The 20876-nt window shown below is 71.7% G+C and carries 16 protein-coding genes; 3 read left to right on the forward strand and 13 right to left on the reverse strand.

The annotated features are described in order from the left end of the window. Positions 1–57: 57 nt before the first annotated feature. From AC3WLB_RS10740 to hrcA, 3 genes are read right to left on the reverse strand one after another with little or no spacing between them, the layout of a single operon-like run. Positions 58–810, reverse strand: a complete 753-nt coding sequence (locus AC3WLB_RS10740; protein WP_492505789.1) for a 16S rRNA (uracil(1498)-N(3))-methyltransferase — start codon at positions 808–810, stop codon at positions 58–60. Positions 811–820: 10 nt separating this feature from the next. Continuing rightward, entirely contained in the window at positions 821–1930 is a 1110-nt protein-coding gene (dnaJ, locus tag AC3WLB_RS10745) for a molecular chaperone DnaJ (RefSeq protein WP_022896402.1), read from the reverse strand. Between the two features lie 54 nt (positions 1931–1984). Beyond that, a complete protein-coding gene (gene hrcA / locus AC3WLB_RS10750) occupies positions 1985–3019 on the reverse strand; it encodes a heat-inducible transcriptional repressor HrcA (protein ID WP_022896401.1) in 1035 nt (344 codons plus the stop codon). A gap of 168 nt (positions 3020–3187) precedes the next feature. On the opposite strand from hrcA, the gene AC3WLB_RS10755 reads away from it, so the two are divergent. Next, entirely contained in the window at positions 3188–3703 is a 516-nt protein-coding gene (locus tag AC3WLB_RS10755) for a DUF4870 domain-containing protein (protein WP_492505792.1), read from the forward strand. A 108-nt stretch (positions 3704–3811) separates the two neighbouring features. On the opposite strand, the gene hemW is transcribed toward AC3WLB_RS10755, so the two are convergent. Genes hemW through lepA form a run of 3 tightly spaced genes read right to left on the reverse strand, consistent with a single transcriptional unit; the run spans position 3812 to position 7579 of the window. Beyond that, positions 3812–5059 carry a radical SAM family heme chaperone HemW gene (hemW, locus tag AC3WLB_RS10760; RefSeq protein ID WP_492505794.1) on the reverse strand — a complete coding sequence of 416 codons (1248 nt, stop codon included), beginning with the start codon at positions 5057–5059 and terminating at the stop codon, positions 3812–3814. 4 nt (positions 5060–5063) lie between these two features. Next, entirely contained in the window at positions 5064–5732 is a 669-nt protein-coding gene (locus AC3WLB_RS10765; RefSeq protein WP_492505796.1) for a DUF1990 domain-containing protein, read from the reverse strand. Next, positions 5729–7579 (reverse strand): translation elongation factor 4, encoded by a 1851-nt coding sequence (lepA, locus tag AC3WLB_RS10770; protein ID WP_492505798.1) that lies wholly within the window; start codon positions 7577–7579, stop codon positions 5729–5731. Before lepA ends, AC3WLB_RS10765 begins: the two co-directional genes overlap by 4 nt. A 110-nt stretch (positions 7580–7689) precedes the next feature. Here lepA and AC3WLB_RS10775 point away from each other — a divergent pair, with 110 nt between their 5' ends. After that, positions 7690–8577 (forward strand): NAD-dependent epimerase/dehydratase family protein, encoded by an 888-nt coding sequence (locus AC3WLB_RS10775; protein ID WP_492505800.1) that lies wholly within the window; start codon positions 7690–7692, stop codon positions 8575–8577. Between the two features lie 9 nt (positions 8578–8586). Here the strand turns inward: AC3WLB_RS10775 and AC3WLB_RS10780 are convergent, their stop codons facing one another. Together AC3WLB_RS10780 and AC3WLB_RS10785 are read right to left on the reverse strand one after the other, a co-directional pair. Further along, on the reverse strand, positions 8587–9612 hold the full coding sequence (locus AC3WLB_RS10780) for a ketopantoate reductase family protein (RefSeq protein ID WP_492505802.1): 1026 nt from the start codon (positions 9610–9612) through the stop codon (positions 8587–8589). Further along, positions 9612–11285 (reverse strand): aminotransferase class I/II-fold pyridoxal phosphate-dependent enzyme, encoded by a 1674-nt coding sequence (locus AC3WLB_RS10785; RefSeq protein ID WP_492505804.1) that lies wholly within the window; start codon positions 11283–11285, stop codon positions 9612–9614. The genes AC3WLB_RS10780 and AC3WLB_RS10785 overlap by 1 nt, the downstream gene beginning before the upstream one ends. 209 nt (positions 11286–11494) lie before the next feature. Between AC3WLB_RS10785 and rpsT the strand changes: the two genes are divergently transcribed. Next, the gene (gene rpsT / locus AC3WLB_RS10790; protein WP_492505806.1) at positions 11495–11755 is read left to right on the forward strand and encodes a 30S ribosomal protein S20; all 261 of its coding nucleotides are present in this window, start codon (positions 11495–11497) and stop codon (positions 11753–11755) included. Between the two features lie 278 nt (positions 11756–12033). On the opposite strand, the gene holA is transcribed toward rpsT, so the two are convergent. The 5 genes from holA to AC3WLB_RS10815 form a co-directional block, all read right to left on the reverse strand. Beyond that, on the reverse strand, positions 12034–13065 hold the full coding sequence (gene holA, locus AC3WLB_RS10795) for a DNA polymerase III subunit delta (RefSeq protein ID WP_492505808.1): 1032 nt from the start codon (positions 13063–13065) through the stop codon (positions 12034–12036). Positions 13066–13094: 29 nt separating this feature from the next. Then, a complete protein-coding gene (locus AC3WLB_RS10800) occupies positions 13095–15614 on the reverse strand; it encodes a ComEC/Rec2 family competence protein (RefSeq protein WP_492505810.1) in 2520 nt (839 codons plus the stop codon). Between the two features lies 1 nt (position 15615). After that, the gene (locus tag AC3WLB_RS10805) at positions 15616–16506 is read right to left on the reverse strand and encodes a ComEA family DNA-binding protein (RefSeq protein ID WP_492505812.1); all 891 of its coding nucleotides are present in this window, start codon (positions 16504–16506) and stop codon (positions 15616–15618) included. A 63-nt stretch (positions 16507–16569) separates the two neighbouring features. Next, the gene (gene leuS / locus AC3WLB_RS10810) at positions 16570–19191 is read right to left on the reverse strand and encodes a leucine--tRNA ligase (RefSeq protein ID WP_083890460.1); all 2622 of its coding nucleotides are present in this window, start codon (positions 19189–19191) and stop codon (positions 16570–16572) included. Positions 19192–19304: 113 nt separating this feature from the next. Next, positions 19305–20861 carry an anthranilate synthase component I family protein gene (locus AC3WLB_RS10815; RefSeq protein WP_492505814.1) on the reverse strand — a complete coding sequence of 519 codons (1557 nt, stop codon included), beginning with the start codon at positions 20859–20861 and terminating at the stop codon, positions 19305–19307. Between the last annotated feature and the right edge of the window lie 15 nt (positions 20862–20876).

The following is a 20876-nucleotide window of genomic DNA, read 5'->3' on the forward strand; positions in this document are numbered from 1 at the left end:
TTGACAACTCCGCGTACCGGGTTCGCTACGAGCGTGCCTGTGCAGGAGTGGAGCGGCTCACCAGCGGCCGAGCGACGCGTTCAGCACCGCCAGCGCGGCCGGCCCCGCGCTCGAGGTGCGCAGCACCTCGGTGCCGAGCCGCACCGAACGGGCACCGGCCGCCGCGAGCGCGGACAGCTCCCGTGGGGAGATGCCGCCCTCGGGGCCGACGACGAGCACCACCGGCGCCGCGCTCTCCTCGGCCGCGAGCGCGCCGGCCACCTCGCTCAGGCGGAGCTCGGCGGTCGGCTCGAGCACGAGCATCCGGCTCTCCGCCGCCAGCGCCTCCAACGCGCGCAGGTCGGCCAGCCCGCTCACGGTCGGCACGAACGGCCGGATCGACTGCTTCGCCGCCTCCCGCACGATCGCGCCCCAGCGCTCGACGCCCTTGGCGACCTTCGCTCCGGCCCAGCGCGACACCGAACGCTCGGCCTGCCACGGCACGACCGCCGCGACCCCGAGCTCGGTCGCCGTCTGCACGGCGAGCTCGTCTCGGTCGCCCTTCGCGAGCGCCTGCACGAGCACGAGGGGTGGTGAGGGCTCCGGATGCCGGACCGCCGTCTCCACCGCCAGCTCGAGTTCACGCGCCTCGACCCGGGTGACCACCCCCGAGACGACGAGCCCGCGGCCGTCGCCGATGGCGGTGTGCTCGCCCACGCGCATCCGGTTCACCGTGGCGGCGTGCCGCGCCTCGTCGCCCGAGAGCACGACGACGTCGCCCAGGCCGTGCGGCACGGAGGCCAGGTCGTCGCGGAGGAAGAGCGAGCTCATCGGGCGCGGGTCAGACGTTGAGGAAGCGGTCGCGGAGCTTCGCGAACAAGCCCTGCTGGAAGTGCCCGAGGGTGGGCGCCGGGTACTTGTGCGCATCGGCGAGCTGCTTCACGAGCTCCTTCTGCTTGTGGTCGAGCTTCGTGGGCGTCACCACCTGCACCCCGACCCGAAGATCGCCGCGGCCGTTGCCGCGCAGGTGCGTGACGCCGCGGTTCTTCACCGTGATGACCTCGGCGCTCTGCGTGCCGGGCTTGATCTCGATCTCGATGTCGCCGTCGAGCGCCTGGACGGTGGTGGTGGTGCCGAGCACGGCGTCCCACATCTGCACCTCGAGGGTGCAGAGCAGGTCGTCGTCGTTGCGCGAGAAGACGTCGTGGTGCTTGACCTTCATCTCGAGGTAGATGTCGCCCTGCGGGCCGCCGGCCGGGCCGACCTCGCCCTGGCCGGGCAGCTGGAGGCGGAGGCCGGTGTCGACGCCCGCGGGGATGTCGACCGGGATGGTGCGACGAGCGCGCACCCGGCCCTGACCCTGGCAGGTGGGGCACGGGTTCGGGATGACCGTGCCGTAGCCGCGGCAGGTGCCGCACGGTGCGCTCGTCACCACGTTGCCGAGGAGGGAGCGCACGGTGCGCTGGATGGAGCCGGAGCCGCCGCAGATGTCGCAGGTGACCGGGGAGGTGCCCGGCTGGCAGCACGAGCCGTTGCAGGTCTCGCAGATCACGGCGGTGTCGACCTCGAGGTCGCGGTGGGTGCCGAAGATGACCTCGCCGAGGTCGACCTCCACCCGGAGCAGCGCATCCTGCCCGCGCTCGGCCCGCGATTTCGGGCCGCGGGAGGCGCCGCCCTGGCCGCCGAAGAAGGTCTCGAAGATGTCCCCGAACCCGCCGAAGCCCTGCGCGCCGCCGCCGAAGCCGGGCTGTGGGCCGCGGTCGTAGTCGCGGCGCTGCCCAGGGTCGCTCAGCACGTCGTAGGCGTGGGTGACCTGCTTGAACTTCTCCTGCGCATCCGGGCTCGGATTCACGTCGGGGTGCAGTTCGCGGGCCAACCTGCGGTAGGCCTTCTTGATCTCCTCGGGCGTCGCTTCGCGCGAGACGCCGAGCACGTCGTAATGGTCAGCCACCGGGGGCTTCTCCTTCGTATCGGTGAGGGTCGTGTAGCCGTGGCGGAGGAACGGTCAGTCTGCGCTGCCCGAGTCTCCGAGGGTGCGGGAGAGGTAACGCGCCACCGCGCGCACCGCCGAGATGTTGCTCGAGTAGTCCATGCGGGTGGGGCCGAGCACCCCGAGGCGGGACACCGAGGTGCCGATCCCGGAGTATCCGGAGGCGAGAATGGATGTCTCGCCGAGGCCGAACGATTCGTTCTCGCGGCCGATCGAGACGGTGACACCGCGCTGGTCGGCCTCCATCTCGCTGAACAGCCGCAGCAGCACCACCTGCTCCTCCACCGCCTCGAGCACGGGGAGGATGCTGCCGTGGAAGTCGTCCTCGGTGCGCACCAGGTTGGCCGCCCCGGCGATGAGCAGCTTCTCCTGCCGGTTGGCCGTGACCTGGTCGCGCAGGATGCCCGCCACCACCGAGACCGTCGGGGCGTGCTCGGGCGGGAAGCGGTCGGCGACGCCGGTGAGCGCGCTGGCGGCTTCGGTGAGGCCGAGTCCGCCGACGGCCTCGTTCAAGCGTGTGCGCAACTCGGCGATGAGCGCGTCGTCGATCTCGGCCGGCACGTCGACCACGCGCTGATCGACGTGGCCGCTGTCGGTGATGACGACGGTCATCAGGCGCCGCGGGGTGAGCGAGACCACCTCGACGTGGCGCACGCGCGCCTGGGAGAGCGAGGGGTACTGCACCAGGGCCACCTGATGGGTGAGCTGGGAGAGCAGGCGCACCGTGCGGGCCAGCACGTCGTCGACGTCGACGCTCGAGTCGAGGAAGGTCTCGATGGCGTGCCGCTGAGCGGGACTGAGCGGCCGGAGGTCGGCGAGGTGGTCGACGAAGAGGCGATAGCCCTTGTCGGTGGGCACCCGGCCGCTGGAGGTGTGCGGGGCGGTGATCAGCTCCTCTTCTTCGAGGAGCGCCATGTCATTGCGGATGGTGGCGGCCGACACGCCGAAGGAGTGCCGCTCGGCGATGCTCTTCGAACCGACCGGCTCGCGCGAGGCGACATAGTCCTGCACGATCACCCTGAGCACCTCGAGGCTGCGTTCCGAGACCATCGCACCCTCCTCGTATTGGCACTCACCACACCGGAGTGCCAATTATATCTCCGATTATGACGCGGGGGATGCGAACACCCTGAGCGGAAATCATTGCTGCCCGTCAGCCCGGGCGCTATCTTGTCTCTGTGCACGAGCCCGTGCATCCCACGTCTGAAAGGGCGAGACATGACTGACCCCAACGCAACACCGCCGTACGACCCGGCCGCCGGCCAGCCCACTCCCCCGGCCGGACAGCCGACACCTCCCCCCGGCTACCAGGCCCCGCCGCCCGGGTACCAGCAGCCCCAGCCGGGCTACCAGCAGCAGCCGGGCTACCAGCAGGCGCCCGCGGGCGCTCCGCTGTCGCCCGCCGAGGACAAGCAGTGGGCCTTCCTCGGACAGCTCGGTGGCATCCTCGGCTGGATCCCGCCGCTGATCATCTGGCTGGTGTTCAAGGACCGCGGTCCGCTGACCAACCAGGAGGCCAAGGAGTCCCTGAACTTCCAGATCACCGTGGCGATCTTCGTCGTGGGCCTCTACATCATCGGCACGATCACGGCGTTCATCTTCATCGGCTTCCTGTTCTACTTCCTCGCCTGGGCGGTGCAGATCGTCGGCCTCATCTTCGCGATCATCGCCGGCATCAAGGTGAACCAGGGCGGCACCTACCGCTACTTCTTCAACTTCCGCTTCATCAAGTAAGCGGAGGCGCAACGGCGAACGGCGTGTCCGTTCCCGTCTTCGGTTGGGCTTCGCCCAAAGGCGACGGGAACGGACACGCCGTTCGCCGTTGCTTGAGGGGTCGAGGCGTCAGGTGAGGCGGCGCACGACCGCGTCGGCCAGAAGCCGGCCCTGCAGGGTGAGCTCGAGGGTGCCGCGGAGGGCAGCCGGGCCGTCGATGAGACCCTCGGCGATGAGAGCGGCCACGGCGGGACGCGCCTCGGGCGCGAGCGTGCGCAGGTGCAGAGCGCCGCGCACGCGGGTGAGGAGGAGGATGCGCTCGAGTTCGCGCGCATCCGCACTGATCGTCTCGCGGCCGGCCGCGGGCGACTCCCCCGCCGCGATGCGCTGCGCGTACGCCGCCGGGTGCTTCACGTTCCACCATCGGGTGTCGCCGACGTAGCTGTGCGACCCCGGACCGATCCCCCACCAGTCGTTGCCCACCCAGTAGCCGAGGTTGTGGCGCGAGCGGTGCTCCGCGTCGCGGGCCCAGTTGCTCACCTCGTACCACTCGTAGCCTGCGGCTCCGAACGCGGCATCCGCCCGCTCGTACATGTCGGCCTGCAGGTCGTCGGAGGGCGCGGCCACCTGTCCGGACCGGATCTGGCGGGCGAGCTTCGTCCCCTCCTCCACGATGAGCGCGTAGGCCGAGATGTGATCGGGCCGCTCGGCCAGCACCGCGTCGATCGACCGCTGCCAGTCGTCGAGGCTCTCGCCCGGGGTGCCGTAGATGAGGTCGAGGCTGACGTCGAGACCGGCGTCCTTGGCCCAGCGCACCACATCCGGGATGCGCTCGGGGTCGTGCGTGCGCTCGAGGGTGGCGAGCACGTGCGGCACCGCCGACTGCATGCCGAAGCTCACCCGGGTGAAGCCGGCATCCGCGAGCGTCCGGAGGTAGGAGGCGTCGACGGAGTCGGGGTTGGCCTCGGTGGTGACCTCGGCTCCCGGGGCGATGCCCCAGGTGTCGCGGGCGGCGGCGAGCATCGCCACGAGCTGCCCGGCGGGGAGCAGGGTGGGTGTGCCGCCGCCGAAGAACACGGTGGCCAGCGGGCGAGCCGGCTGGCCGGATGCGTCGAGCACCCCCGCGGCGAACCGCATCTCGGCGATGGCCTGGCTCGCGTAGTCCGACTGCCGCACGCCGCGGAGCTCGGTGGCCGTGTAGGTGTTGAAGTCGCAGTAGCCGCAGCGCACACGGCAGAACGGCACGTGCACGTAGAGCCCGAAGCCGCGGGGCACGTCAGCACCGGCGTCGGCGGCTGCGGCTGCGGCTGCGGCCGCCGACGCAGGCAGCAGCCCGTCGACCGGCGCCGGATCTCCCAGCGGGAGAGTGGAGGGCATGACCCTAGACGCCCCGCGCGGGCGACAGCGAGCGCAGGTACCGGCGGGTGGCGCGCTCCTGCATCACCCGGAGCACGGGGTAGCCCAGCCAGTACAGCCACGACGAGGGCCGGGAGAAGGCGCGCACCACGACCCAGACCGAGTCGTCGCTGCGGTGTTCGACGGCGAAGAGCTCCTCGCCCGACTCGGGGTGGCCGGGCAGGGTGCCGTAGGCGAAGCCGCGCCGACCGGGCTCGTCGAGGAGGTAGACCACCCGCACGGGCGCGGCCACGGTGCGCCCGAGCAGACGGATGCCCACGACCGCCGTCATCCCCGGTGTGACGAGCGGGGTGCCGTCTTCGCCGTAGGCCTGCTCGGCGTCGGCGCTGCGCGGGCGGACGGGCGTGCCGGCGGCGTCGTAGACGAGGCCGGCGTAGTCGGTGTCGGTGGGGGCGGGCATCCGGATGTCGTCGACCGTCAGCCCCGAACCGCGCTGCACACCCCACGCCATGAGCTTCGCGCTCGCGGTCTCGAAGCGGGCTGCACCGGAGCCGATGCGCGCCTGGCGCTCCATCGGCCGGAAGCCCTTCGGCGGGTAGTAGAGCAGGTCGGGCGCCTGCGTCGCGCCGACGGCCGCGTAGCTGAGCGGTGCATCGCGCGGAGCGGCGGCGGGCAGCGCATCGGCCACGGTCACTTCTTGTCCTTCTTCTCGGTGTCGCCCGAGAGGGCCGCGATGAAGGCCTCCTGGGGCACCTCGACCCGGCCCACCATCTTCATGCGCTTCTTGCCCTCTTTCTGCTTCTCGAGCAGCTTGCGCTTGCGGGTGATGTCACCGCCGTAGCACTTGGCGAGAACGTCTTTGCGCATGGCACGGATCGACTCGCGCGCGATGATGCGGGCGCCGATCGCCGCCTGGATCGGCACCTCGAACTGCTGGCGCGGGATGAGCTCGCGGAGGCGCCCCGTCATCAGCACCCCGTAGGCGTAGGCCTTGTCGCGGTGCACGATGGCGCTGAACGCATCCACCTGCTCGCCCTGCAGCAGGATGTCGACCTTCACCAGATCGGCCTCCGCCTCGCCGGCGGGTTCGTAGTCGAGCGACGCGTAGCCGGCGGTCTTCGACTTGAGGTTGTCGAAGAAGTCGAACACGATCTCGCCGAGCGGCATCGTGTACTTGATCTCCACCCGGTCTTCACCGAGGAACTCCATGCCCTGCAGCGTGCCGCGCCGGCTCTGGCAGAGCTCCATGATGACGCCCACGTAGTCCTTCGGCGCGAGGATCGCGGCGTTCACCACGGGCTCCTTCACACTCGCGATCTTGCCGCCCGGGAACTCGCTGGGGTTCGTGACCGTGATGGTCTTCTTGTCTTCGGTCATCACTTCGTAGATCACGCTGGGTGCGGTGGCGATGAGGTCGAGACCGAACTCGCGCTCGAGGCGCTCAGAGATGATCTCGAGGTGCAGGAGCCCCAAGAACCCGCAGCGGAAGCCGAAGCCGAGAGCCACGGATGTCTCGGGCTCGTACACGAGGGCGGCGTCGCTGAGCTTCAGCTTGTCGAGCGCCTCGCGGAGCGCCGGGTAGTCGGTGCCGTCGAGCGGGTACAGGCCCGAGAACACCATCGGCAGCGGTTCGGTGTAGCCCGGCAGTGCCTCGGTCGCGGGCTTCGCGGCGCTGGTGACGGTGTCGCCCACCTTCGACTGGCGCACATCCTTCACGCCCGTGATGAGGTAGCCCACCTCGCCGACCGCGAGACCCTTGGAGGGGGTGGGCTCGGGGCTGGAGACGCCGATCTCGAGGATCTCGTGGGTGGCCCTCGTCGACATCATCTGGATGCGCTCGCGCGGGCTGAGCTTGCCGTCGATCATGCGCACGTAGGTGACCACGCCCCGGTAGGCGTCGTAGACGGAGTCGAAGATCATGGCGCGGGCCGGCGCCGCGAGGTCGCCGACCGGCGCCGGGATGAGCTCGGTGACGCGGTCGAGCAGGGCCTCGACGCCGAGCCCGGTCTTGCCGGAGACCCGCAGCACATCGTCGGGGCTGCCGCCGATGAGGCTCGCGAGCTCCTTCGCGTACTTGTCGGGATCGGCCGCCGGGAGGTCGATCTTGTTGAGCACCGGGATGATCGTGAGGTCGTTCTCGAGCGCGAGGTAGAGGTTCGCCAGGGTCTGGGCCTCGATGCCCTGAGCGGCGTCGACCAGCAGGATGGCGCCCTCGCAGGCGGCGAGGCTGCGGCTCACCTCGTAGGTGAAGTCGACGTGCCCGGGGGTGTCGATCATGTTGAGGGCGTAGGTCTGGTCGCCGAGGCGCCAGGGCATCCGCACCGCCTGGCTCTTGATGGTGATGCCGCGCTCACGCTCGATGTCCATGCGGTCGAGGTACTGCGCGCGCATGTCGCGGTCGCTGACGACACCGGTGATGCCGAGCATCCGGTCGGCCAGAGTGGACTTGCCGTGGTCGATGTGCGCGATGATGCAGAAATTGCGGATGAACGCGGGGTCGGTGGAGGCCGGTTCGAGTGCCTTCAGGGCTGTGGGGCTCACGCATTCCTCTTGATCGTCTGGGTCGCCACGCCGGTCTGCAACCGGAAAGAGGGGACGACCTATTCTGCCATGTCGGGCATGGAAGACGGATCGAGCGGTTGAATTGGGGTATGGCTATCCTCCTCACCGGCGCGACCGGTTTCATCGGCTCAACCGTCCTCCGTCACCTCCGCGAGCAGGGGCGCGACGTCGTCGCCCTCGTGCGGCGCCCCGACGCGATCCCCGAGGTCGAGGCGACGGGCGCCCGGGCGGTGCTCGGCAGCGTCACCGACCGCGAGCTCGTCACGCACCTCGCCATCGAGAGCGACGGCGTCATCCACCTCGCGGCCGACTCCGACGCCGCGGCCGCCGACGACGCCTTCGTCTCGGCGGCGTTCGCCGGGCTCGAGGGCAGCGACAAGCCCTACGTGCACACGGGCGGCATCTGGGTGTTCGGCTCCGGCGATGCGATCACCGAGCGCTCGGCGCTCGACCCGCCGGAGCTGACCGCGTGGCGGCTGCCCATCGAGGCGCGGGTGCGCTCGGCGGCCGGCATCAAGACGACGATCATCGCGCCCGCGATCGTGTTCGGGCGGGGCCAGGGCATCCCGTCGCTGATCCAGGATGCGCCGCGCGGGTCGGGGGTCGCGCCGGCCCTCTCGCTCATCGGCTCCGGCGAGCAGCACTGGACGACCGTGCACGTCGACGACCTGGCCGAGCTGTACCTGCTGGCCTTCGACCTCGCGTCGCCCGGTTCGTACTACATCGGGGCGAGCGGGCAGAATCCGACCGTGTGGGAGCTCGGCGAGGCGGCGGCGACGGCGGCCGGGCTCGACGGGCGGGTGGCTCCGTCGTCGGTCGAGGAGACGCGGGAGCGGCTGGGCTCGGCGGCGTTCGCCGACGCGCTGCTGCTCGACCAGCAGGCCACCGGCTCGGCGGCCCGCATCGACCTGGGGTGGGAGCCGAACGGGCCCGCGCTCGTGGACGAGCTGCGGTCGGGCGCGTACCTCGGGAGCTGACGGGCAGCGTCAGACGGGGATGGCGCGTGCGACCTCGGCGGGGGTGAGGAAGTCCCCCTCGGCCTCGACCCGATGCACGAGGCCGACCAACCGGGCGTTGACCGGGGCGTCGAGGTGCACCTCGCGCGCCGCTTCGACGACGGCGCCGTTGAGGTGGTCGATCTCCGTCCGCTGACCGCGACGGATGCTCTGCAGCGTCGACCCGGGGTTCGGCGTCGCGCCGATCCGGCGGGACATCAGCCGGGGCAGCAGCTGGGCGAGCGCGCGCGGGGCGGCGGCGAAGACGCGGAGCAGCGGGTCACTGAGACCGAGCAGCGTCTCGAAGTGCACTCCGCGGGCCCGGGCCACGGCGACCGCCTCGCGCATGCTGGCGGTGAGCACGGCCCGCAGCCGCGCGTCGGCGATCGTCTCCTGCACCGAGAGCCCGGTGATGGCCGGCAGGGCGTTGATCTGGTTGACGATCAGCTTGGTCCACTGGGCGCCGGCGAAGTTCGCGGTGGTCTTGACCGGCAGGAACCCGCCGAGCACGGAGCTCGCGAGCGCGAGCGCCGCGGCCGCGTCGGGAGTACCGCCTCTGCCGGCCGCGCGGGCGGGGCGGGCGGGGATGCCGAGGTAAGTGGTGGCCGGGGTCGTGATGGCGACCTCGCCCGGCGAGAGGTATGAGGCCGCGAACAGGGCGAGTCCGCCCACCACGGGCGACGTGGGCAGTGCGGCCGCCGCCTCCGCCCCGCCGAGACCGTTCTGCACCACCACGACGGGGACGCCGCCGAGGAACGCGGCGTTCGCGCCGAGCGCGGCCCGGGCATCCTGTGCTTTCACGGTCAGCACGGCGAGTTCAGGACGTTCGTCGAGCACAGCGGATGCGCGGGGCCGCGCCCGGTGGTCGCCCCAGTGACCCGAGAGGTGCAGCCCGCCGGCGCGGATCGCGTCGAGTTGGGGGCCCCGCGCGGTCACGGTCACGTCGTGGCCCGCGCGATCGGCGAGAGCGGCGATCACGCCACCGACCGCGCCGGCGCCGATGACGGCGATGCGCATCAGAGCTCCCGTCCGTAGGCGCGGGACGGCTCAATGCCGGGCGGGTTCTCGCGGTCGGGCATCCGGGTGAAGCCCATCGACTCGTAGAGCTGGTGCGCCGTGGTCATGGCGGTGCCGCTGTTCATCACGACGCGGCTCGCGCCGCGAGCGCGGGCGGTCTCCAGAACGAATTCGGTGAGACGGCGGCCGATGCCGCGACCACGGGCGGCCGGGTCGACCGCGAGCAGGCGGAATTCGAGCTCGCCCTCGCGCGCGAGCCCGGTGAGGGATTCGCCCGGTCGCGGCAGCGTGACCGAGCCGAGCACGGCGCCGGTCGCGGCATCGACCGCCACCCACACCTCCGCCGACTCGACGTGCGTGCCGACGGAGCGCACCTCCTCGGCGTACGCGCCCCCGATCGCGAAGTCGTGGGCGTAAGCCGCGTGCCGTTGCTCGCCGGCGAGCGCGATCTCGTCGGGGCGGATCGGGCGGATGACGATGGCGGGGCCGGCGTCTGAGGCCGAGCCGGCGTCGGCCGCCGGACCGGCTCCTGCTGGGGCGGGGAGCCGCCGGACGCCGGTGAGCAGGTCGTCACGGGCGGCGGCGACACACAGGCGCACCCAGCCCTCGCCCATGCGCCCGAACGCGCTGCCCGGTGCCACGGCCACCCGCTGCTCGAGCAGGAAGCGCTCGGCCCAGGCCGCCACGTCACCGTCGGTGGCATGCGAGACGTCGACCCACAGATAGAACGCTCCGGCCGGCTCGAGGTAGCGGATGCCGCGCTCCCGCAGCACCGCCGTGGCCGCGGCGAGGTTCTCGCGGTAGTGGGCGGAGGCATCCGTCACCCCCTGCTGCGAACCGGTCAGCGCCGCGACCACCGCACGTTGCGCGGGGGTGTTGATGCAGCTGATCATCGCCTCCTGCGCCGAACGGAGGAGCGGCGCGAAGCCCGGCGGGGTGAGCAGCCAGCCCACCCGGGCGCCGGTGAGCGCGTAGGTCTTCGAGGCCGAGAACACCGTGAACACGCGGTCGTCGGCTGCGTCGAGACTCGCCATGCTGACGTGCGGAATGCTGTAGGTGAAGCGCTCGTAGACCTCGTCGCTGATCACCCAGAGGTCGTGCTCGCGGGCGAAGTCGAGGAGGTCCTGCAGGGTCGCGCGGTCGAAGACGGCGCCGAGCGGGTTCGAGGGCGAGTTGACGATGAGGGCGCGGGTGCGGTCGGTGACGAGTCGGGCGAGCTCGGCGAGGTCGGGCACGAACGCGTTCTCGGGCCGGAGGGGGTAGGGCACCGGCGTCGCTGAGAGCAGGTGCGCGTTCATGGTGAAAGTCGTGTAGCCCGGGTCGGGCACGAGGATCTCGTCGCCCGGATCGAGCACGAGGCTCATCGCGAGGTGGAGGCCCTGCGTCGCGCCGTGGGTCACCCAGACCTGCTCGGGGTCGGTGCGGATGCCGTTGCGCTCGGCCACCGTGCGCACGATCGCGTCGCGGAGCGGGGCGATGCCGCCGTTCGGTGTGTAGCGGGCGTCGCCGGCCTGCCAGGCCTGGGCGCCCGCCGCCAGCACGGCGGGCTGGGCGGGCACGTCGGGCTCGCCGAAGAGGAGATACGTGACGTCGTCGAGCGACTGGGCCAGCTCGAAGATGCGACGGATGCCGGAGGGTGGCACCGCGTCGGTGTGGGAGGCGAGACGGGGCATAGGCTTCTACGGTACTGCCCGGGTTTTGGGTTCGGGAGCTTCGGACCGCCGTTCGGATTGTTCGGGCGCTCGAGAACTGGTAATGTTGCCTGTTGGCTTACGCATCCACGTGATTTCGTCGGGTGCGATCAGCGAGTGGCTCCATCCGCGGCCCGGCCGTAGCGGAGCATCGCACCGCACTCATCCGAACAGATACAGAGGTTATTTCCGTGGCAAACATCAAGTCGCAGATCAAGCGCATCGGCACCAACAAGAAGGCGCAGGAGCGCAACAAGGCCGTGAAGAGCGAGCTCAAGACCGCCATCCGCGCCACTCGCGAGGCCGTCGTCGCCGGCGACAAGGACAAGGCAGCCGCTGCGCTGCTCCTCGCGGGCAAGAAGCTCGACAAGGCGGCGTCGAAGGGCGTCATCCACAAGAACCAGGCGGCGAACCGCAAGTCGGCCATCGCCAAGCAGGTCGCCGCGCTCTGATCCTGCGCCGCACAGCATCGGGCCCCGCTTCGGCGGGGCCCTTTTTCGTGCGCTCAGCTCCCGAACGGCGCCCGTAACGACGGAGTTGTGCGCCATCGGACGGCAACGACGGAGCCACAGCCCGAACCTGCTGGTGGGCTCCGTGGTTCCAGGGCACCGCGGCGCGGGGGTGGGGGAAGAGGCGGGTGGGGCCGCCGGGCGGGGGTGCGGGTGCGGCCGCCGGGCAGGTGGGCCGCCCGGCAGGGGGCGCCGGGCGGCGGCCGGCGGGCTGGTCGGGGTTAGAGGGTGCCGCGGGAGGAGACGACGCTGATCATGTGCTCGAGGGCGTAGACGGGGTCGCGGGCGGCGCCCTTGACGTTCTCGTCGGTCTCGGCGAGCACCTGGATGCTGCGGCCGAGGCCCTCGCTCGACCAGCCGGCGAGGTCACGGCGAGCGCGATCGACCTGCCACGGCGCCATGCCGAGCTGGCCGGCCAGCTGGCCGGAGGCGCCACGGGTGCCGAGCACCTTCGCCATGGTGCGCAGCTTCATCGCGAACGCCGCCACGATGGGCACCGGGTCGGCGCCCGAGGCGAGGGCGTGGCGGAGCAGCGCGAGCGAGTCGCCGTAGTTGCCCGCGATCGCCGAATCCGCCACCGCGAAGGCGTTGGTCTCGACTCGCCCGGCGTAGTACCGCTCGACGGTGACCTCGGTGATCTCTTCCGCCGTGTCGGAGACCAGCTGAGCGCACGCGGCCGAGAGCTCCGCGAGGTCGTCGGAGAACGCCGACACCAGCGCGCGGATCGCCCCCGGGGTGGCGCGCTTGCCCGCTGCCCGGAACTCGGCCGAGGCGAACTCGTACCGGTCGGCATCCCGCTTGATCTCGGCGCACACGACCTCGATGGCGACGCCCGACGCCGCGCGGATCGCCTCGAGGAGCTTCTTGCCGCGCACCCCGCCACCGTGGCGCAGCACCAGATAGGTGTCGTCGGCCGGGTAGCCGAGATAGGCGATCGCATCCTCGATGAAGGCGTCAGTGCATTTCTCCACCGCGGCGACGCGGATGAGGCGGGGCTCGCCGAACAGCGACGGGCTCGCGAGCGAGAGCAGCTCGCCCGGCACGTACGACGCGGCGTCGACGTCGGTGACCTCGAGGCTCGGGTCTTCGGCCTTCAACAGGTCGCGAAGCTGACGGATGGCGCGCTCGGCCAGAAAGGTCTCGGCGCCGGTGACCAGCACGACCGCCGCCGGACGTACCTGATTCCACTCCAGCTGCGGAATCGCCACCTTGGCGGCCGGTTTGGCCGCAGCTCTGCCGCGCGCGACTGCCATGCTCACCTTCCCGTCGATGCCTCCTCAGCCTATCCGCCCCCACCGACACGGTCGCCCCTGGGCGGGGCACGGGTCTCGGTCCAGACGGTGGGTGCGGCAGAGGTGCCGGAGACGACGACGAGGCCCTCGAGGTCGGTGCGGAAGGGGCGGCTTCCGACGCGGCCGAGGATACCGAGGAGTCGGTCGGTGGGGTGGCCGTAGCTGTTGTCGGCGCCGACCGAGATGAGGGCGATGGGGGCGCGGAGGTCGCCGTAGAGGCGCTCGCTCTGGTCGGCGCTGCCGTGGTGCGCGACCTTCACGACGTCGACCGGCGTGATCTGGTTCGCCGCACGCACCGCATCCTGAGCCTGCTCGCCCAGGTCGCCGAGGAACAACGCCCGCAGCGGACCGGTGAACAGCATCGTGACGCTCGCGTCGTTGCCGGAGAGCCCGGTTCCGGCGCGGGGCCACAGCACGTCCCAGTGGTAGTCGCCGAGCGTTCCGTTCTGGCCGCGGGCGGCGTGGACCACTTCGGCACCGCCGTCGCGGAGGTCGGCGAGCAGGCGCTCGTCGGCGGGCCCGTCGGCCGGCCCGACGAGGGCGGTGTCGACGAGACCCAGGACGGCGTCGAGGCCTCCGACGTGGTCGCGGTCGTAGTGCGTCAGCACCAAGAGGTCGATGCGGGAGAGGTGGAGGCGACGGAGGCAGGCGGTGAGCGGTTCGGGGTCGGGGCCCACGTCGACGAGCGCGACCACCTCGCGGCTGCGCAGCAGCACCGCGTCGCCCTGGCCGATGTCGCAGGCTGCGATCTGCCAGTCGTGCGGCACGGCCGCGTCGCGAGCGGTCACGGTACCGATCAGCGCGCCGCCGCCCGCCACGAGGCCGACGGCGGTCAGCACTCCGGTGACGGAGGCGACCAGCGGGTGCCGGCGGGCGGAGAAGACCGCCAGCAGGAAGAGAGCGGTGAGCACGATGGCGGCAGCGGCGGCGAGCGCCCCGTCGGGAACCGGGATCGCCGCGAACGGCGCGGCCGCGAAGAAGCGGGCGACAGCCGCGATCCAGGCCGACGGCACCCAGGGCAGCCAGGCGGCGAGGGCGCCGAGTGGTGGTGCCACGACGGCGAGGATGCAGACCACCAGCCCGAGAACACTGACGGCGGCCGCAGCCGGCTCGGCGAGCATGTTCGCCGGCACCGTGTAGGGCGTGATCTGAGGGCTCAACAGAAAGAGCACGGGCTGGCAGGCGAGCTGGGCCGCGACGGGCACCGAGACGGCGAGCGCGAGCCAGGGTGGCAGGAACCGGCGGAGAACGGCTGCGAGCGGGCGGGTGAGCAGCAGGAGCCCGGCGGTCGCGAGCACCGAGAGCGCGAAGCCGGCGCTGCGCCCGAGCCAGGGGTCGAGGGCGAGGAGCACGATGACGGAGAGACAGAGTGGCGGCAGTCCACCGGACGGGCGGCCGGTGGCCAGCGCGATCAGCACGATGACGGCCATGGTGGCCGCACGGAGCACGCTGGGTTCTGGCGTCACGAGGATGACGAACAGGACCAGGACGAGGACCGAGACCGCGACGCGGATGCGCCGGCCGAGGCCGACGGCGCCGGCGCCGAGCATGACCGCCGACACGACGATGGCGCAGTTCGCTCCGGACACGGCGGTGAGGTGCGTGAGACCGCTGACGGTCATCGCGTCGTGCAGTTCGGACTCGACCGCGCTGTCGTCGCCCACGGCGAGGCCGGCCAGGAGGTCGGCACCGTCGCCGGGGAGTTGGGACGTGACGGCGCGAAAGCGCTGCCGCACGGTGTGCGCCCAGCTCAGGTACCACGGCGGGGCACGTTCGACCTGCGGTTGACCCCGCCCGAACAGGAGGAATTCGTGCGACTCCCCCGGCGGGAGCGCTGTGAGGGTGCCGGCGACGCGGACGGTGGAACCGATCGGGAGCGTCGTCGCGCGCGCCAGTGTCGCGAACACCAAGGCAGGAGCCCGGAGTTCGATGTGCGAAGCACCCGTGGTGAACGATTCGAGGGTGCCGTCGACAGTGATGCGCTCACCGGCGCCCGCGAAGGCGCCACCGCCCTGCGCGGGTTTCGCGACACCGGTGATCGTGACGACGGCGGACCCGGCGAGCGGGCGATCGCTGTCGAGGCTACCGGGATGCCGCAGGTGCCCGAGCGCGAAGACCGACGTGCAGACGAGGCCCGCTGCTGCCGCCGCCAGTGTGACGCCCGGCAACCAGCGCCGCGCGCGGCCGTGGAGGCGCGATGGGCGGTCGCCCCTGCCGCCACCAGCGACCCGACTCGGGGCGGATGCACCCCACCGGGCTGACCGCTCGAACTCGATCGCGGGGCGGTACCGCCGCGCTGCCGGCGAGCCCGCAGACGCCAGGAGTGCCAGGAGAGTCGCTGCGACCAGCAGCCAGGCGACGACGGCGGCCGGTGCCGCCACGGGCGGGACACCGGTGAGCAACCAGGCACTCGCCCAGGCGAGACCTGCCGCCGGGGCCAGGCGCAGATCGGTGGCGGTTCCCGCTTCGAGGGCCGAGGCGGCCGGCGAGGCGCCAAGACGTGCGGCCATGTCACACCGTGACCAGAGGGCGAAGGGATTCGAGCGTCTTCTCGCCGATTCCGGTCACCTGCAGGAGGTCGTCGACCGCCGTGAAGGGGCCGTTCGCCGTGCGCCAGGCGATGATGCGGGCCGCCATCGCCGGACCGATTCGCGGCAGCCCGTCGAGATCGAGCTCGGTCGCCGAGTTGAGGTTGACGACAGCGCCGGGAGCCGCAGCCGCCTCACCGGCACCGGCGGCGTCCGAAGCCCCGCCCGCTCCCCCGGCCGCAGCGCCGCCTGACGCCCCGCCGCCCGGCGGAGCGGGCGGCGGCGTCTCGCCCGCCGCGAGCACCCGCAGCTGCTCTCCGTCGACCACGGGGCGAGCCAGATTGACGGAGGATTGGTCGGCTTGGTCGGTGAGCCCGCCGGCGGCCGATACCGCGTCGAACACTCGCGCGCCTTCGGCCAACTCGTAGACGCCGGGCGCCACGACCGCGCCGAGGACGTGCACCAGGAGCACCCCGCCCGTCGTGGGTGCGGGAGCGGCGACGGAGTCGCGCGGCGCAGCCGTCGACGTCGGACCGCCGGTGGCCGCGGGTGAAGACGGCCCGCCCGGGCCCGTCTCATCGGACGCCGCAGCCGGGCCGAGCGTGGTCGTCACCCCGACGGGAGAGAACGCGGTGATGAGAACGGAGCACACGAGCGCGAGCACGACCAGCACCACGGCTGCGCCGACCCCGATGCGCATGCGCACCGACGGCCCTGGCGCACCCGCACCAGCCGCCGCCGCCGCACCAGCCGTCGCATCCGTGGCATCCGCCGCATCCGCCGCGCGCGGCCCCGAGCCACCCGCGACCGCCCCGCCGAGCGACGAGCGGGCGCGCGCAGCGCCCCCACCTCGTGCCCTTCGCCCAGCTGCCATGCGGCAACCCTAGGAACTCACCGAACCCCAGACTCCCCCTCGGGGAGATCTGTGGACAACCCGCTACGAGGCCGGTTTTGTGACGAAGTTGATGAGTCGCGGCGCCCGCGCGACGACGGTCACGATCTCACGGTCACCGATCGACCGCTGCACCGAAGCCAGCTCCCGAGCCGTGGCCTCGAGCGTCGCCCCGTCGATCTTCGGCGACACCTCCAGCCGGTCGCGCACCTTGCCGTCGACCTGCACGACCGCCGTGACCGTCTCCTCGGTCAGCAGCGACGCATCCGCGCCCCGCCAGCCGTAGTTCGCGATCGAGGGCTCGTAGCCGAGCCGTGCCCACATGTCCTCCGCCGTGTACGGCGCGAACAGCGAGAGCCCGAGCGCGATGGTCTCGACGGCCTCGCGCACCGCCGGGTCGCCCCCGCCGGGGCCCGAGTCGATGGCCTTGCGGGCAGCGTTCACGAGCTCCATCAGCCGCGCCACCACCACGTTGAACTTGAACGACTCGATGAGACCCGGTGCTTCGGCGAGGAACCGGTGCGTGACGCGCCGCAGCGCGCGGTCGCCCTCCCGCCAGTTCACCGACGGCGGCGACGTCACGTCGCCCACGAGCCGCCAGGCGCGCGCCAGGAACTTCGCCGACCCGGCCGGCGAGACGTCGGCCCAGTCGATGTCGTCCTCCGGGGGGCCGGCGAACGCCATGGTGAGGCGCACCGCATCCACCCCGTGCTCCTCGAGCTGGTCGGAGAGCCGCACCAGGTTGCCCTTGGACTTCGACATGGCCGAGCCCTCCATCAGCACCATGCCCTGGTTGAGCAGGGCGCTGAACGGCTCGGTGAACGAGACGTAGCCGAGGTCGAACAGCACCTTCGTGATGAAGCGCGCGTAGAGCAGGTGCAGGATGGCGTGGGTCACGCCCCCCACGTACTGGTCGACCGGCGCCCACTTGTCGACTTCGCGCGGGTCGAACGCCTTCGTCTCGTCGTTCGGCGACAGGAAGCGCAGGAAGTACCACGAGCTGTCGACGAAGGTGTCCATCGTGTCGGGGTCGCGGAGCGCGGGCGTGCCGTCGACCGGGTTGGGCACGTTCACCCAGTCCGTCGCGCCGCCGAGGGGCGAGGTGCCCTTCGGGGTGAGGTTCAGCCCCTCGGTGGGCGGCAGCAGCACGGGCAGCTGGTCTTCGGGCACCGGGTACTCCGTGCCATCCGCCCCGTGGATGATCGGGATGGGCGTGCCCCAGTAGCGCTGCCGGGAGATGAGCCAGTCGCGCAGGCGGTAGTTCTTGGCCGGCCGGCCGGTGCCCGCCGCCTCGAGGATCTCGATGATCTTGCGGATGGCGTTCGACTTCGACAGCCCGTCGAGCGGCCCCGAGTTGATCAGCCGCCCCTCTCCGGCGAGCGCGATGCCCGTCTTCGCCGGGTTGATCTCGGTGATGTCGGCCGGCAGGTCTTCGGGCAGCTCGTCGCCCTGCACCACCGGGATGGCGCCGGTCACCGGCTGCAGCGTGTCGACCACGATGCGGATGGGCAGATCGAAGGCGCGTGCGAAGTCGAGGTCGCGCTGGTCGTGCGCGGGCACGGCCATCACCGCGCCGTGACCGTAGTCGGCCAGCACGTAGTCGGCCGCCCAGATGGGCAGGCGCTCGCCGTTGACGGGGTTGATCGCGTAGCGCTCGAGGAAGATGCCGGTCTTCGGCCGGTCGGTGGCCTGCCGCTCGGTCTCGGACGACTTCTGCACGTCGGCGAGGTAGCTCGCGAAACGCTCGCGCACCGCATCCGCGTTCTCGCCCGAGCCCGTGGCGACGAGCTCCTGCGCGAGGTCGGAGTCGGGGGCGACCACCATGAAGGTCGCGCCGTAGAGCGTGTCGGGCCGGGTGGTGAACACGGTGACGGGCTCGTCGCGCCCCTCGATGCGGAAGTCGACATCCGCCCCGATGGAGCGCCCGATCCAGTTGCGCTGCATGGCGATGACCTTCGCCGGCCAGGTGCCCTCGAGCTGGCGCAGGTCGTCGAGCAGGCGGTCGGCGTAGTCGGTGATGCGGAAGTACCACTGCGTCAGCTTCTTCTTCACCACGACGGCGCCCGAGCGCTCGGAGGTGCCGTCGGGCAGCACCTGCTCGTTGGCGAGCACGGTCTGGTCGACCGGATCCCAGTTCACCCAGCTGGCCTTGCGGTACGCCAGGCCCTTCTCGTACATCTTGAGGAACAGCCACTGGTTCCACTTGTAGTACTCGGGGTCGGAGGTGTGCAGCACGCGGTCCCAGTCGAAGGAGCCCGCATACTTGCGGAAGCTCGAGCGCTGCTGCTCGATGTTGTCGTAGGTCCACTGCCGCGGGTCGAGGTTGCGCTTGATGGCGGCGTTCTCGGCGGGCAGGCCGAACGAGTCCCAGCCGATCGGGTGCAGCACGTTGAAGCCCTGCTGCCGCCAGTAGCGGGCGATCACGTCGCCGAGGGCGTACGCCTCCGCATGCCCCATGTGCAGGTCGCCCGAGGGGTAGGGGAACATGTCGAGCACGTACTTGCGGGGGCGGTTGTCGCCCTCGAGGTCGGTCTGGAACGGCTTCAGCTCGTCCCAGACGGGCAGCCACTTCTCTTGGAGCGCCCGGAAGTCGTAGCGCTCGGCATCGTCGCGCTCGTCGCGGTGCGGCCCGTCGTGCGACGGACCGGTGGCGGAAGGATTCTCGATGACCACGTGACTCTCATTCGTTGCTGTGCGCAGGCGACCACCGGATGCGGCGGCGATGCCAGAGGGTGGACGGCTCGGGACGGCGCGCCCGGGCGCACCAGTGAACAACAGTACTAAAGGTTGCCGTGTTCCCGTCGGGTGGGCCCGTCGGGCAGCTCGGCGCCGAGCACCGCGAGCAGGGCTGCGGCCTTGACGCGGGTCTCCTCGACTTCGTCGAACGCATCCGACAGCGCGGTGATGCCACCGCCGGCACCGACGGATGCTCGACCCGGCGTCAGCACGATGCTGCGGATGACCATGGCCAGGTCGATCGACCCGTCGAAGGAGAGGTAGCCGAACGCACCGGAGTAGATGCCGCGGGGTCCCGCCTCGAGCGCGGCCAGGTGCGCCATCGCGCTGCGTTTGGGGGCGCCGGTCATGGAGCCGGCCGGGAAGCAGGCGGCGACTGCGTCCAGCCCGGTGAGGCCCGGCGCCAGCGTGCCCTCGACGGTGCTGACGAGTTGGTGCACCTGGGCGTAGCTCTCGACCCGGAGGAGCTCGGTGACACGCACCGTGCCGAGGGTGCAGACGCGGGACAGATCGTTGCGCATGAGGTCGACGATCATGAGGTTCTCGGCGCGCTCCTTCTCGCTCGCGGCGAGTTCGGCGCGCAGCAGCGCGTCGTCGACCGGGCCTGCACCGCGCGGGCGGGTGCCCTTGATGGGGCGGGTGGAGACGGTGCCGTCGGGGGTGACGGCGAGGAACTGCTCCGGCGACGCGCTGAGCAGGGCGGTGTCGCCGACGCGGAGGTAGCCGCCGTGATGCGTCGGACTCGCGGCGCGGAGGCGGAGGTAGGTCTCGAGCGGGTCGGGGGCGGGCGCCGGTGTGGGCGCGGCGGCCGCGTCGAGGGCGTGATCGTGGTCGGCGCCTCCCTCGTACTCGAGGGAGAACTCGTTGGTGAGGCAGAGCTGGTAGGCGTCGCCGCGCTCGATGACGCGCTTGCACTCCTCGACGAGCGCGGCGTAGTCGTCGAAGGTGTGGCGCGCGCTGGCGGTGCGGCGGGGAGGGATCGGTGAGGCGGGCGCGGGCGTCTCGGCAAGCACGGCGGACGCTGGCAGCGCGGCCGGCGCGGCCGGCACGGCCGACGCAGGCGGCAGCACGGGCGCAGCCGGCGCGGCCGGCACGGCCGCCGCGGCGAGGGCTGCCTCGGTGACGTCGAGCCACTCCACAGCGCCGGAGGCGTCGAGCGCGAGCAGGGTGACCGCACCGCTCGCGTGGTCGAACTCGAGCGCCCGCTCGACCCGCAGGAACACCGCCCGCGGCTCCGGCTCGCGAGGCTCGGCGGCCGCGCGCTCCTCGTCGAGGGTGCCGAGTTCGTAGGCCAGCCAGCCCACCCAGCCGAGCCGGAAGGCCGGCGTCGGGCGCGCATCCGGCTGCGGCACAGGCACCCCCGCGCTCCGGTCCGCGCCCGCGGATGACCGGCCGTCGAGCTCGGTCGTCGCCGCGAACAACTCGGCCCACGACGCGCACCGCACCACCTCGTGCGACCCGCCGAGGTAACTCATGCCGGTTGCGGCATGCACTCCCCCGTCGAGCCAGAACGCGTTCTCGGCGTGGGCGTACAGGGCCGTGAACGCGGTCGCGGGGTCGATCGTGAACGCCAGACGGCGGCGCAGGATCGACGGAGGCATTGCACTAGCGTAGGA

The sequence above is a fragment of the Herbiconiux sp. FW305-C-125 genome, assembly GCF_058783455.1.